This is a genomic window from Chryseobacterium sp. 6424 (assembly GCF_003692615.1).
Taxonomy (GTDB): domain Bacteria; phylum Bacteroidota; class Bacteroidia; order Flavobacteriales; family Weeksellaceae; genus Kaistella.
Genome location: NZ_CP023540.1, coordinates 1,446,928 through 1,461,202, shown reverse-complemented (window position 1 = coordinate 1,461,202; position 14,275 = coordinate 1,446,928). Strand labels below are relative to the sequence as shown.

Genomic DNA, 14,275 nt, shown 5'->3' with positions numbered 1-14,275 from the left:
ATTTTTATTACGCATTGTTTTTAAATTTAGTTTTACCAAAAATAAGTTCAAAAAACATCTTAAAATCTGATATAAATGTCCACAATGGGTACCGGAAAGCGGTAGGTGTATTGCGCTCAAAAGTATAATGGCTAAGCAGTGGCAAACCATATCCTACAATGGCGATGTACCACAGAAACCTCTCTTTCCCTGAGGCAAGCACATACGCGACCACACCCAGTACAATCATTATCCCGATAAAATGCAGGATTTTAGTCGCGGTCTTCTGATGTTGTGATAAATAATAAATATAAAATTCCTGATAAGTTTTTATCCTTTCTGACATGTTTATTTAATTTAAATCTCCGTTGAGTTCGTTATTGAGTTTACTGTTTTTAAACCCATAGGAGAAATAAATAATCATACCAATCGCAAACCAAAGCAGAAACCAAAACCAGTTATCATGGCTCATCCCTGTTAGTAAATAGAGGCAGGAAGTAAGTCCGATCAACGGAATTAAAGATAAATTCTTGGCAAAAGCCATCACACACAGGATAAGATTCAGGATGATGTACACCAGGATCGAAATCCGGAATTCCTTTTCCGCAGGATCACTCCAATCCATTAACTGTTGGAAGAAAGTCGGTTGCCAGAAGTAGAAAAAGGCTAGCCCACCCAAAAACAATACAGGGAAAATGAACTTTGAGTTGATGTAGGGCATGTGGAAACGGCCTTTCCGTTTCTGTTTGGCCGGCAGCAGAAGCACGCCCCCGCAGACTAGTACGAAGGCGAATATCGTCCCGATACTGGTAAAATCAAGTATAAAAGATTTATCAGTGAACAGAATAGGTAAACCCACTACAATACCGGTGATGATGGTAGCGAAGGAGGGGGTCTTGTGTTTTGGGTGAATTTCCATGAATTTTTTTGGCATCAGTCCGTCACGGCTCATGGCGTACCAAATCCGTGGCTGGCCCATCTGGAAAACAAGCAGCACAGTCGTTATGGCGATAATCGCCGCAAGTGCCACTACAAACTCCATCCACGGCACGTTGGCGTTAGAACTTTCAAAAATAAAAGCCAGCGGGTCACCAATACCATCAAATTTTCGGTAATCCACCATTCCGGTTAGTACCAGTGTCAGCACAATATAAATCGCGGTACATAGCACCAGAGATATCAACATCCCACGTGGCAGGTTTTTCTGTGGATCCTTGGTCTCTTCAGATAAAACACTCAGCGCATCAAAACCAATATAAGCGAAGAAAACGCCCGATACAGCACTCATTACGCCGGTAAAGCCGTTCGGCATGAAAGACGCTTCACCAGTGACGCTGCTTGTGGGGAACCAGTTTCCGGTATTAATGTAGCCAATTCCAACAGCAATTACCAATAGTATAATGAACAGTTTCAGTAGGACGAAGATGTTATTGAAGTTTTTAGATTCTTTCACACCTACATAACAAAGCCACGTAATTAATCCGTTAATTACAAGTGCAGGCAAATCGAAAATAATCTTCAGATTGCCGATTACAGGCGCCGAACTCCAGGCATTGATGAGTTCTTTATTTCCTGAGCTCCCGAAAAAAGCTTTTTTAGCTTCGGTATAACTACAACTCAGATAATCGGGGATGTGAATACCGATTCTCTCCATAAAACTCGTAAAATAATCACTCCATGAAAAAGCGACATAGATGTTACCGAAAGAATATTCCATAATCAACGCCCAACCGATCACCCAAGCGATAAGCTCACCAAAACTTGCGTATGCATACGTATAAGCCGAACCAGCCTGCGGAATGCGGCTCGCAAACTCCGCATAACAAAGTGCAGTGAAACCGCACGCAAAGCCACAAATCAGATAGAGTACGATCACCCCCGGCCCACCACGGAAAACGGCCTCACCCAAACTGCTGAAACTGCCCGCCCCGATAATGGCCGCGATACCAAAAAATACAATATCCCATACGCCCAAAACGCGGCGCAAACCAGAGGGCTGCTCGGTTTCAGAATAATGTTTTCTCCTGAAAAGTTGATTCATAAAATAGTTTATTGATGCAAAAGTAAAAGAAAATTGCAGAAACTGTTATTTTTTACATGTTTTAGATGCTAAAACGAGAAGATGTGTTCTTAAATAATAATGTATTTTTGACTAAATTTCACTGTGATGAGGAGAATATATGTACTGTTTTTGCTATTTCTGGGTATCTATAATACTGCCCAGACAATAGATTTGTATCATCCGACAACCGAGATTCTATATCCTTCGCAGCAATATTTTTGCGTGGGAGAAAGTCTTGACTTTAAAGTAAACGCGGAGTCCACCTCAACCGGGGATTACAGAATATCTAGCGAAGCCGCTTCAACTTTTCCGCTCGTGGCAGGCAACATCCCCATCAACTTTCAAAGTGCAGGTGCCGATAAATTCAGTGAAGCATTTCCCATTGGTTTTACCTTTAGCTTTTACGAAAAAAATTACACAAAAGCAGTCTTAGGCAGTAACGGCCGACTGGTATTTACAAACGATGCCGAACTGGAAGACCTGAAGGACATTAATGTGTATAAGGACAGAACATTCAGTGGGATTACGGGCTACAATGATTACTCAAGGCTACCTTCTACGGATTACAATAAAGTTTACCGCAATGCACCGGAAAGAGAACTTAATTTAGCCCAGATCTTTTTCGGATATACCGATCTCGTTCCCAAATCAACCAAGTCTTCAGTCGATTATTTTTATAAAAACATCAGTGTAAATGGCAAGAATGCATTGCTAATCTCCTTTCAGAATCAGATTCGTACAAACGGTACCGGAGATGATTCTAGTGCGCCATATAATAGTTTCGTCCTTTTGATTGAAGGCGGCGAAATTATAATTGAAGTGCGCAATAAGACTCAAAACTCATATAACGCGATCCTTGGTATTCAAAATGAAAACGCAACCAAATTTAAAGTCCCAACACATAACTACAATAACGGACCGTGGAGAAGCGAGGGTGTGGCATGGGTTTTCACTCCAAACCAAAATCTTACTCCCCAATTCAAATGGTTTCGGAACGGCACGCAGATTCCGGGAGAAACTTCTGATACTGTAAATAATTTTGAGCCCAATGATGGTGATGTCCTGATGGTCGTAGTCACCTATCACGATCCTTCAGGCGCACAGGTAGGTGCGGCGGTGTCGGATGAAGTTAAGTTTAAATTACTTCAAAATCCACAGATTTCGGCACCGACTTACACGGCGGGTTGCGGAAATCCGGCCGAGTTGCATGTGATAAGTCCAGACCCGAATCTGATTTACGAATGGCGTTCAGACACAGATGCGTCATTCAGCCAAACTGGTACCAGCATTCTGGTCGGTAACGGAAGTTATTATGTACAGGTGAAGAACACGGCCGGTACGTGTACCCTAAGATCCGCCAGTCAGGTTGTAGATATCTCGTCGATCTTGCCCACTTTTGTGCATGATGGGCTGACGATCCGCATTTGCGACAAGAGCGGGCAGCCATCGCAAATATTTGATCTCGCAGCGGTTACGGGTTATCCGCCAGGCGCAGATTATACGGTTGAATATTTCGAGACAGGTACCTCCGCACCGATAACCTCTGCCTCCATACTTTCAGGTCAAACCAAGAATTTTACAATAAAAGTGTCCACGAATGCCGGCGTAAGTCCTGCGTGTACTTTCACCAAAAATTTCAGCATTGCGTATCAGTCATTTCCACCAGATAATACGGTTTACACGTCGGCAAAGATTTGCGATAATGTAAATTCTTACACAGTTCCGCAATTTAAAGCCGAATTTTTCGCCGGCTCACCATTCCAGTTTGAGTTTTCAACAGACGGAACTACTTTTAATACTACACCGGTAAATCCGCAGACACATTCAAGCATTTGGGTAAAAATTACAGACCCCAATTTCACCTGCCAAAGTATTGTAAAGCTGAATTTTGATTTTCATCCGACAGTTGAAATTAAACCATTTTCGACATTTCCGCCGCATTGCTTTAGTACAACTGAATATTTTGACTTAAATATTACAAAAGCGGAGCTTGAGTACTCTTCAGAAATTCTTGCGACATTCTATCGTAATATAGAACTTACTGACCAAATTACAGACTTGAATTATCGGGGGAGCGGAACAATTTACATTAAAGTCGAAAATATAGTGACTGGATGCGTCGCTGATTCCGTTCCAACACTGCAGCTTAGAATATACCGTAAACCTTCGCTTATAAAGACAACGCCCGAAACCAAGTTTTCGATTTGTGGTACCAAAATTTACAATCTGACGACTGTGATTGAAGATTATATTGGTACTTGGAGCGAGTATCCGGAAATCCGTTATTTTGATGCCTCTAATATAGCTCTTTCTCAGGTCGAATGGGAAAGTTATGATGCTGGTGTTCGGGGAAGACCTTATATGGTTTTTGTTTATAACCAAACCAACAATTTGGAATGTTCAGACAGAATTGAGTTTAACTTGATAGAACTTACGAAACCTGTTGCACTCATTTCCCAAATCGCCGTCTGCGGCGAAACCACATATGCTTTGCAGAATTTTAAACGGAAAGCCATCGTAAATGAGCCGCAATACACGTTTACAGATGAGTTCGGCAATCCACTGCCCTCAAATTTTGATCTGACAATATTACCGCTCACTGTACGGTTCTATATGAAGAACAACAGTACAGGTTGCACATCCGATTTTCAAAGCATCACTTTCGTGCAAGGTTCACCCACAGCGCTGATTTCAACGCAAACCGATTACGAGCTGTGTGACGAGGATTTTGACGGAAAAACAACATTTAATTTGGATACTTTGAAGACGAAATTTATCTCTGATGCTTCAGCGGTTTTTGAGTATTTTAAAGATTCCGGTTTTACGGTCACCATTCCTTCGACATATATTAATGAAACGGCCTTTGCGCAAACGGTTTATGTTCGTATTACCTCTGGAGGCCAGTGTCCGTCGACAGCAAAGATCAATTTAAAAGTAAACACGCCCGTAAAATCGGGTACTTTGCTTGACAAATATTTTATCTGTTATGGTGAAACTTTGGCCATTGATGCCGGAGCAGAAAACACAGTTTTCAGCTGGAGCGATGGGAAGACGGGCCAGATTGCCTATTTCACGCAGTCGGGAAGCTATTCAGTTGTGCTGAAAAATGGCGCGGATGGTTGTCCGTACACGCACAATTTCGTTATTTCCGATGAAAACCAGCCGAAAATAGAGGTCGTAAACCAAACGTCGAACGCTATTGAGGTTATTGCAACTGGCGGCGCAAAGCCATACAGATATTATTTCAATGGCATCATGCAGACATCGAATATCCTCCAAAACCCTACGGAACTTAATTATGAAATTCAGGTACAGTCGGCTATGGGTTGTTTGGGCCCGCCAAAAACGGTGTATTTTATTAAAATATCTAATTCTTTCAGTCCAAATGGTGATGGTAGGAATGATGTGTGGAAGGTTGAAAACCTTGACAAAATGGAACGGGTTTCTATCCAGATTGTTGATCGCTATGGCAATCGTGTATTTGCTTCCGGGGACACCAAAACAGTTGCCTGGGACGGTACGATGAGCGGAAAAGCACTCCCCAGTTCAACCTATTGGTACACGCTGTCTTGGTACGACCCGATAACCCAAAAGACAACGCAGCGCCAAGGCTGGATTTTACTTAAAAATAGAGATTAAGCTGTTTTATAAAAGTTTTTACATGATGATAACCAGCCCTTTCCTCGGTATAAAAGGCATCCCAGGAGAGCGCTGCATCTTGTGCAGGCAATAAGTTTTTCTTATTTTCGTTCACTAAACGTGGAAAGTTCAGCCCGAAAAAGCTGGATTTTCCGCTTCTTTTTGAAAATCCGGATTCAATGAAGTCAAAAAAAATAGTTCTTGCAGCCGTTATATTTTATTTCGGTCACGCTCAGGCACAGCAGTCACAATATTTCAGTAACCGCGAAACGTACCGTCTGGGACTTGCAGAAAATCTTTATCAAAACAAAATATACAGTGCTGCCCAGTTCGAATACGCGAGGCAGTATTTTTATAACGGAAAACTGGTTGCGTCGCAACAGGAAGCGGCACAGTTTTTTGATAATGTCATTGGGGTGATACTTCGGAAGAACTATGCGGAGCAGGGTTTGGAGGCATTCATCCGCGAATATCCCCATTCTGCGTATTTTGCACAGGCCAACCTGCCGCTCGCCGACTACTATCTGGCACAGAAAGACTTCCCGAAAGCGCTTGAAATGCTGGGGAACATTAATCAGTACCAACTTTCCCGCGAAGAAAACACACAGTATATCATGAAACTGGGCTACGCCAGATTTATGACCGGAGATTCCCAGGGCGCTATTGAGGCATTAGACGCGGCCTATATAAACGCTGAAGGTACTGATAAAAGCGACATTGCTTATATGTTGGGGCATTTATACTATGCCGACCGCCAAAACGACCGTGCATTTAGTTATTTTGATACCATTAAAAACGAGGAAAAATACGCGCGTGTAGTAAAGCCGTATTATGTGCAGATGTATTTCAATAACCGTGATTTCGACCGTGCTATCGAGGAAGGAAATGCTTTGCTTGATGTTTCATTTTCAAATAGTTATAAAATAGAAGTTCATAAAATCATTGGTGAAAGTTACTTTATGAAAGGGGAGTATGCCTCGGCCTATCCACACCTTAAGATTTATCTTGAAAGTAATGAAACACCTTCGGAAAGCGATCTTTATGAAATGGGCTTTGTTGCGGCCCAACTCAAAAAATATGATGAAGCTGTATCTTATTATAACCAGCTGATCAACAGTAATTCGCCTACCTCGCAAAATGCCTATTACCAACTTGGGAATGCGTATCTGGAAGTGGGTAAGAAACAGGAGGCGCTTTCGGCTTTCCGGTCGGCAAAACAAATGACTTATGATGCCAAAGTGCAGCAATTGGCACATGTACAATACGCAAAGCTAAGTTATGATATCGGTAATCCTTTCGAGTCTGCGCCTGTGGTGATTCAGGATTATATCAACCGGTATGCGCGCAGTACGGAGGCTGAGGAGATGAAATCCTTGCTGGTGAAATCTTACCTTTATTCCGGCGACTACAAAGGAACCTTGAGTGCGATTGACAAAATGCCCAACTCCACACCTGAACTGAACAGGATCGACCAGGAGGTTTCTTTCCTTTTAGGTACAGAAGAGTTCAATAAAGGGAATTTCGATGCGGCGGAAACCTATTTCCTGCGCAGTCTAGAATTTAATATCAATAAAGAATTTAATGTACGTGCCACTTATTGGCTGGCCCAAACTTATTATCAGAAAGGAAATTATGCTTCTGCAATTGTTCGGTATGAAAAGATTCTTAATGAAAGTTTCAGCGAGAAACAGCAGCTGCCGTATGACCTCGGATACGCATATTTCAAATCAAAGAAGTTTGCGCAGGCTCAAAAATATTTCGCGGCCTATCTGAACAATCCAAAACCAGAGTTTAAGGCAGATGCCGAACTTCGGCTTGCTGATACGTATTATGCAGATAATCAACTGAATGAAGCCATCGCGATCTATGATAAAGCCGAAAATGCTGATGACTATACGATGTTCCAGAAAGCCATGGCCTATGGTTTTAAAGGAGACACGGAAGCTAAGATTTCTGAACTTAAAAAGTTACTTTCACAATACAAGAATTCGGAATATATCGATGATGCCCAGTACGAAATAGCCACTGCCTATGCCGCTAATGATGACTATAATACCTCGAACGATTATTTCGCGCAAGTCATTAAAAGCAGCACCGACAAAGATTTGGTGGCAAACGCGCAAATTTACCGTGCACAAAACTATATAGATCTTAACCAAGATTCGCGTGCGCTCTCGGAACTAAAATCTCTGGGTAACCAATACCGAAACACTGCCTATGCCCCTAAAATTGTGCAGGCCGCACGACCGGTTTACATTAAGAATGGTGATGTTGCCGGCTACGAAAGTTTCGCGAAGACGTTAGGTGTAAAAATCGCTGCTTCGGAACTGGATGAAATAAACTTGACTACTGCTAGAAACTATTACGCCGCTAAAGATTACAAAAGGGCCATTCCACTGTACGAAAAATATCTTACGCAAAACCCGACAGGCGAGGGGCTGTACCAAGCGCAATATGAATTGGGCGAAAGCTTCTATCAAACCCGTAATCTACCACAGTCTCTGGTAGTGCTGAAAGAACTTGCAGCTGTACAGAATGATTACCAGGAAGATGCGCAAACCCGCATCGCACAGATATATATAGAACAGAACAACCGCGCAGAAGCTAAGAAATATCTAGAGCCACTCAGCAGCTCATCTAACCAAAATGTACGCAATTTCGCAAATCTGGAACTGATGAAGATCTTTGCCGAAGAGAAAAACTTCGCGCAGGCAGAGAAATTTGCGGATCTGGTGTTGGCTAACACGAAAAATGCCGCATCGGTCAGCGAACTGGCCAAGGTTGTGAAAGCCCGAAGCCTGATGAACCGCAACCGCGATAACGAAGCCAAAGCTGCCTACGCCGCACTTGAAAGGTCATCAAATACCGAAGTTGTTGCCGAAGCTTTTTACGCAAAAGCATTTTACCAGAACAAAGCAAAAGCGTTCAAATCTTCTAACGAAACCATTTTCAAATTGGCAAATAACTATGCATCAGAAGAATATTGGGGCGCAAAAGCTCTTGTACTGATGGCAAGAAACTATATCGGGCTGAAAGATAAATATCAGGCAAGTTATACCGTGGATCAGATTATCGACAATTACCAAGACTTTCCGGAAATTGTAGCGGAGGCCAAAGAAATCAAGAAACTGATAAAATAACCCCCGTACAATTTGGTTTGAATTTCCTCTAAAAAATTTATCTTAATGAACAAAAGAATCTCCATCATAGCTCTGTTTTTCCTAGGCTTATCGCAGTTTGCCTTGGCGCAGATTAAAGAAGAAAAACTCATCCTCGACCGCAAGCGCGAACCTGAAGTCAAGAATATCGAAAAGAAAAAGACATCGGTTGCAGCAGAAAAAAACTATCCGCCAAAGGAGAAAAAAACGCAGGATTCTCTTAATTTACGTTACCAGATTACCAATGTTCCGGCTGCGTCTGATTTTAAAACTTCCACCATTCAGGGGGAAGATATTTCGCCGAAATTTGATGCTGATCACCAAAACAGTTACTTCCAGTTGGGAATGGGCAATTTCGGACGGGTATTGGCAGACGGAAATATTGTCGCAAAACTGGAGAATAATCTTGAAGTAGGTGCGGATTTGCATGTACTTTCAACTTCGGGTCTGAAAAAAGAATATGCGTGGAGTTCTAAACAAAACACAGGGAATGTAGCGGCTTACCTGAATTCTTACAACAACAAAGGAAAGTTCAACGTAATCGCAGATTATGGCCTAAATGATTACAATTACTATGGCATCTACGCCTTTGATCCTTCCGCTGATGTCAATCTGAAGCAGAAAACCAATCGTTTCAAGGTGAATGGCTACTATGATTTTTACAGCAATGAAATCCTCAACGACATCCGAGTGAAATCATCATTCCTTAGCGATCATTTCGATGCCAGGGAAACTCAGGCAGAAATCGTGGCTAATTTTTCAAAACACGACATCGCCCTGCCTATAAACGACATCACCCTGAATACAGATTTAGGCTTAGGCGTGGAAACTTTAAATACAGACTTTAAACTTCTTAGTCAAAACATCACACGTTTCCTAAATGCCTCGGTATCACCCAAACTTACTTTCTTTAAAGGAGATTCTTATCTGATGATTGGCTCTGATTTTTCTTTCTTTAGTGGTAAATACAACACTAATTTAATGGCTGAACAGCAGAAGTCGAACAAAACATATTGGTTTCCGCGGGCAGAAATCCTGTTTTCCGCGGCGCAGGAATTTAAGTTTTACGCGGGCATAAAAGGTGGTTTGACGCTCAATAGCTATGCCTACATGTTAGAGGAAAATCCTTACCTGGTTTCCGACCAGCAACTTCGTCCCACCGAAGTCAAATATAAGGGGTATGTGGGCATTCGCGGCGATATTGACCAGACGATAAAGTACGACTTCAATGCAGGTTTCGGTAAAGTAAATGACATCCTTTTTTATAGTGCCAATGATCTTTTTGATACCGCTGTTGCAGCCAACAGGGCGGCATATGACTACGCCAATACGTTTGCCGCCGTGTATGACAACGGTACAGTGAGCGAAGTGAACGCGAGTGTGCAGTATTTCCCGCTGGCCAACCTTGTACTCAGTGCTGAAGCGCAGTTCACCAAATACGACCTTGATGTTTATGAGCACATTTATAACGTACCTTTGCTGCGCGCCAACATCGGAGCGAATTATACCCTTTTGGGCAAAAAACTGACGTTAGGGACCAAGATGATCTTCGCTACCGACCGTACGACCAATTCGTTTTCCTACACAGCATCAGGCACTTCGCCGGATTTTTATGTATCAAATGAAAACGGGGATGATAAAGTTGGTGGATTCGCGGATTTAAATTTATCTGCAGAGTATAGAATTCACAAAAATTTCAGTATTTTTGCCCACGGAAATAACCTCCTGAACACCAATTACCAAACCTTCAAAGGATATAAAGTATTGGGAACACAGATTTTAGGAGGATTAAAGATTTCCTTTTAGTAGGTTACCGATCCGACTGAAATAAGGCTGCGTAGTTCAACTGGATAGAATATCAGATTTCGGCTCTGAGGGTTGGGGGTTCGAATCCCTCCGCGGTCACACGAAAACCGGCACACTTCCTGGGAAGTGTGCCGGTTTTTTATTTCGTTTTTTTTGTGTTTCAGAACCGTCTAATTGTTGGTGACCTGTAAGCTTACATCAATATTGTTACGGGTAGCGTTGGAGTATGGGCAAACTTGATGAGCCTGCTCTACCAGAGATTGTGCTTCTTGCAGCGATACGCCGGGTACGTTTACCTGAAGCGCCACCTGAAGGCCAAAACCACCTTGGTCATTCGGCCCAATGCCTACATCTGCGGTTACGGTAGTCTGGCCCGCGGCTGATTTATTTTTTCTAATCATTAGGTTTAGCGCACTATCGAAACAGGCGGCATAACCAGCGGCAAATAACATTTCAGGATTCGCAAAGTCATCATTTTTACCACCTAAAGCTTTCGGTGTTCTTACATCCAGTTCCAGGATGCCGTTATCACTTTTCACATGTCCGTCGCGTCCGCCGGTGGCTGTAACGCTTGTGTTGTACAATGTTTTCATATTTTATTTTTTAATGGTAGTCAAAAGTTTATGAAGGGTGTTTTTCAATTCGCATAAATCTTGGTCTGTTAAGCCCAGTTTTTCATTCATTCTTCCTGGGATCAGGCAGGCCTCATGCTGCAAGACAGTTCCTTCATCGGTAAGGAAAATCTGTACCACACGTTCATCCTCAACTTTTCTTTTTCTGGTCAGGTAGCCTTTAGCCTCAAGTCTTTTAAGGAGTGGCGTTAAGGTGCCGCTGTCTAAGGTAAGTTTTTCCCCGATCTGGTTTACCGTCTGTGGCTGTTCTTCCCAAAGGATCATCATGACCAGATATTGCGGATATGTAATGCCCAGCTCTTCAAGAAAAGGACGGTACAGGTTTGCGATTTCCTTAGCAATTAGATAAAACGGAAAGCAAAGCTGTTCGCCAAGCTTAGGCGTTTGGCTGTTTTCCATAATGGTTACTGTTATTATTTCCTGATGATGAACTCCTCCATCGGGATGCGGACTTTTTTCATTTTAGAAAGCCAGTCATTTTCAGCATCACGATATCCCAGATACAGCAGTGTAACACTTTTCAGGCCAAGTTCATTAAGTCCTAGTATTTCATCAACCACTTCATTACTGAATCCTTCTGCTGGGGTACTGTCAATCTTCAGTTCTGCGGCTTGTGCCATGGCAAGTCCCAATGCGATGTAAGTTTGTCGTGCGGTATGTGCGAAATTTTGCTCTGCGGTCTGTGCGCCGTATATTGTTTTCAGTTGGTCGGTATAGCTGCCAAAGCGTCCTCGCGGTAACTCTCGTACATCAGTATGATAATCGTATACTTTATCAATTTTTTCGGCAGAGTAGTTATCCCATGCGGCGAAGACCAATACGTGGGAGCAGTCTCTCATCACTTCGGGGTTCAGGGCGCCTTTTACCATATTTTCTTTAAGCTCCTGGTTTTCTACTACAATCACACGAAAAGGCTGCAGACCAGAGGAGGTTGGTGCCAAGCGTGCGGCTTCGAGTATCTTGTTAAGTTCTTCTTCGGCAATTTTTTTTGTTGGATCATAGGCTTTCACCGCATGTCTCCAATTTAGATTCTCTAATAGTGACATAAAATTAAATTTTTTTACATTACAAAGATAGTAAACAATTAAATTGCACACAACTTATTTATTCAAGAAATAAAAAAACCACTTTGGAGAAAGTGGTTCAAGTAATTATCCAAGTTTTTTGGCATCGGATACAAATTGTTCTAACCCTTTATCGGTAAGTGGATGGTTCAGTAAGTTTAAAATAGAAGCCAGTGGGGAAGTAACCACATCTGCCCCAATCTTTGCACAATTGATAATATGCATCGGAGAACGGATAGATGCAGCAAGAATTTCTGTGTCGAACATATAGTTATCGAAAATTACGCGGATTTCTTCAATAAGGTTAAGACCATCAACAGAAATGTCATCAAGTCTGCCTAAGAATGGCGAAACATAAGTCGCACCAGCTTTTGCAGCAAGTAAGGCCTGCCCAGCCGAGAATATAAGCGTACAGTTGGTCTTGATTCCTTTGTCCGAAAAATATTTTAACGCTTTAATACCGTCTTTAATCATCGGGATTTTCACTACGATATTTGGGTGGATGGCCGCGAGTTCGTCACCTTCCTTAATCATTTCTTCGTAGGTGGTGCTTAAAACCTCTGCTGAAATATCCCCATCTACAATATCGCAAATGGTCTTGTAATGGTTATTGATGGCTTCTTTCCCAGAGATTCCTTCCTTCGCCATAAGCGTAGGGTTGGTGGTAACGCCGTCTAAAATTCCCAAATCCTGCGCCTCTTTAATCTGATCCAGATTGGCAGTGTCGATAAAAAATTTCATATATTTTTTTTGATTTGTACAAAGGTAAGATTCTGAAATCATTTTTTAGGTAACGAAGAGACACAATTTAAACTGACATATATCTGCCCTTATCTTTTTGGAAGGTTTTTTATCCCAATGCGAATATTTTTATCTCTATTTATGAAAAATTATTATCTTTGCAACTAATGAGAAACACATTTCCATTAGTTTATAAAGAGGCTGGCAGCGATGCCGGGCATAACAATATTTGTTTTATTTAACGAAGTCATTTTGGCTTCGTTTTTTTTTGATTTAAAAGTACATAACTATGCTTACAACAAACGAATTAACCGCTGAAAAAATCCAGACGCTGCTTCGCTCAGCGGAAGAATTTGCACAGGGAAAAAGACTTAGGGCAACAGAGGAGATCTATGTTTCGAACCTGTTTTTTGAAGACAGTACCCGCACGAAAACCAGTTTTTATATGGCACAGCGCCAGCTTGGTCTGCAGGTAGTACCTTTTGCCGTTAATTCAAGTTCCGTCAACAAGGGCGAATCGCTGTATGATACGGTAAAGACACTGCAAAGTTTAGGTATCGATCTCCTTGTCATCCGTCATAAGCAGGATAAGTATTATGAAGAACTGCGGAATATTGATATCCCCATCATCAACGGTGGCGATGGCAGCGGTAATCACCCTTCTCAAACGCTATTGGATCTGATGACTATTCAGCAGGAATTTGGCAATTTCAAAGGCCTGAAAGTCGGCATCGTGGGAGATGTGAAGCACAGCCGCGTAGCCAATTCAAACGCTGAAGCACTGCGGAAACTGGGTGCTAAGGTGTTTTTCTCCGGTCCTGAAAAGTGGTTCGATGAAGGCACCATCATCAACGGAACTTATATGAGCATCGATGAACTCGTGAAGGAAGTGGATGTGCTGATGCTCCTAAGAATCCAGCATGAAAGACATGGCGAAAAGATGAAAATTTCGCTTGATAGCTATCACCGTAAGTTTGGTTTGACGATAGACCGCGAGAAGATGATGAAGGAAAACGCAATCATCATGCATCCGGCACCTATAAACCGAAATGTGGAAATCGACAGTGAGCTTGTTGAATGCAGCCGCTCCAGAATCTTTAAACAGATGGAAAACGGCGTTTTCGCGCGCATGGCGATCCTTAAAGATGCGCTGGAAACTAAAGGATTTAAGTTTAAGTAGAAGCTGAAGTCAAG

10 protein-coding genes and 1 tRNA gene are annotated in these 14,275 nt (G+C 42.3%); 5 read left to right on the top strand and 6 right to left on the bottom strand.

The features are described 5' to 3' along the window. Nucleotides 1–7: 7 nt before the first annotated feature. Both CO230_RS06830 and CO230_RS06825 read right to left on the bottom strand, forming a co-directional pair. The gene (locus CO230_RS06830; RefSeq protein ID WP_122027916.1) at nt 8–325 is read right to left on the bottom strand and encodes a DUF962 domain-containing protein; all 318 of its coding nucleotides are present in this window, start codon (nt 323–325) and stop codon (nt 8–10) included. Nucleotides 326–331: 6 nt separating this feature from the next. Beyond that, the gene (locus tag CO230_RS06825; RefSeq protein ID WP_122027915.1) at nt 332–2,020 is read right to left on the bottom strand and encodes an APC family permease; all 1,689 of its coding nucleotides are present in this window, start codon (nt 2,018–2,020) and stop codon (nt 332–334) included. Nucleotides 2,021–2,146: 126 nt separating this feature from the next. Between CO230_RS06825 and CO230_RS06820 the strand changes: the two genes are divergently transcribed. From CO230_RS06820 to CO230_RS06805, 4 genes are all read left to right on the top strand, one after another. Beyond that, on the top strand, nt 2,147–5,680 hold the full coding sequence (locus tag CO230_RS06820; RefSeq protein WP_122027914.1) for a T9SS type B sorting domain-containing protein: 3,534 nt from the start codon (nt 2,147–2,149) through the stop codon (nt 5,678–5,680). Nucleotides 5,681–5,859: 179 nt separating this feature from the next. Next, entirely contained in the window at nt 5,860–8,820 is a 2,961-nt protein-coding gene (locus CO230_RS06815) for a tetratricopeptide repeat protein (RefSeq protein WP_122027913.1), read from the top strand. A 45-nt stretch (nt 8,821–8,865) separates the two neighbouring features. Next, the gene (locus CO230_RS06810) at nt 8,866–10,644 is read left to right on the top strand and encodes a TonB-dependent receptor (RefSeq protein WP_122027912.1); all 1,779 of its coding nucleotides are present in this window, start codon (nt 8,866–8,868) and stop codon (nt 10,642–10,644) included. 25 nt (nt 10,645–10,669) lie between these two features. Next, nucleotides 10,670–10,743 (top strand) — tRNA-Arg (locus tag CO230_RS06805). 71 nt (nt 10,744–10,814) lie between these two features. Here the strand turns inward: CO230_RS06805 and CO230_RS06800 are convergent. The 4 genes from CO230_RS06800 to fsa form a co-directional block, all read right to left on the bottom strand. Further along, entirely contained in the window at nt 10,815–11,237 is a 423-nt protein-coding gene (locus CO230_RS06800) for an organic hydroperoxide resistance protein (RefSeq protein WP_122027911.1), read from the bottom strand. 3 nt (nt 11,238–11,240) lie between these two features. Beyond that, a complete protein-coding gene (locus CO230_RS06795; protein WP_122027910.1) occupies nt 11,241–11,675 on the bottom strand; it encodes a MarR family winged helix-turn-helix transcriptional regulator in 435 nt (144 codons plus the stop codon). Nucleotides 11,676–11,689: 14 nt separating this feature from the next. Next, complete coding sequence (locus tag CO230_RS06790) at nt 11,690–12,322, bottom strand: NAD(P)H-dependent oxidoreductase (protein ID WP_122027909.1); 633 nt, start codon at nt 12,320–12,322, stop codon at nt 11,690–11,692. 105 nt (nt 12,323–12,427) lie between these two features. Beyond that, nucleotides 12,428–13,081: a fructose-6-phosphate aldolase gene (fsa, locus tag CO230_RS06785; RefSeq protein WP_122027908.1), complete on the bottom strand. Its 654-nt coding sequence runs from the start codon at nt 13,079–13,081 to the stop codon at nt 12,428–12,430. 289 nt (nt 13,082–13,370) lie between these two features. Here fsa and CO230_RS06780 point away from each other — a divergent pair, with 289 nt between their 5' ends. Beyond that, entirely contained in the window at nt 13,371–14,261 is an 891-nt protein-coding gene (locus CO230_RS06780; RefSeq protein ID WP_122027907.1) for an aspartate carbamoyltransferase catalytic subunit, read from the top strand. The last annotated feature ends 14 nt before the right edge of the window (nt 14,262–14,275 follow it).

Excerpts from the sequence above, each read along its gene's own strand:
- CO230_RS06820 (WP_122027914.1), top strand. The coding sequence starts at position 2,147 with ATGAGGAGAATATATGTACTGTTTTTGCTATTTCTGGGTATCTATAAT.
- CO230_RS06815 (WP_122027913.1), top strand. The coding sequence starts at position 5,860 with ATGAAGTCAAAAAAAATAGTTCTTGCAGCCGTTATATTTTATTTCGGT.
- CO230_RS06780 (WP_122027907.1), top strand. The coding sequence starts at position 13,371 with ATGCTTACAACAAACGAATTAACCGCTGAAAAAATCCAGACGCTGCTT.
- fsa (WP_122027908.1), bottom strand. The coding sequence starts at position 13,081 with ATGAAATTTTTTATCGACACTGCCAATCTGGATCAGATTAAAGAGGCG.
- CO230_RS06830 (WP_122027916.1), bottom strand. The coding sequence starts at position 325 with ATGTCAGAAAGGATAAAAACTTATCAGGAATTTTATATTTATTATTTA.
- CO230_RS06795 (WP_122027910.1), bottom strand. The coding sequence starts at position 11,675 with ATGGAAAACAGCCAAACGCCTAAGCTTGGCGAACAGCTTTGCTTTCCG.
- CO230_RS06790 (WP_122027909.1), bottom strand. The coding sequence starts at position 12,322 with ATGTCACTATTAGAGAATCTAAATTGGAGACATGCGGTGAAAGCCTAT.
- CO230_RS06810 (WP_122027912.1), top strand. The coding sequence starts at position 8,866 with ATGAACAAAAGAATCTCCATCATAGCTCTGTTTTTCCTAGGCTTATCG.
- CO230_RS06800 (WP_122027911.1), bottom strand. The coding sequence starts at position 11,237 with ATGAAAACATTGTACAACACAAGCGTTACAGCCACCGGCGGACGCGAC.
- CO230_RS06825 (WP_122027915.1), bottom strand. The coding sequence starts at position 2,020 with ATGAATCAACTTTTCAGGAGAAAACATTATTCTGAAACCGAGCAGCCC.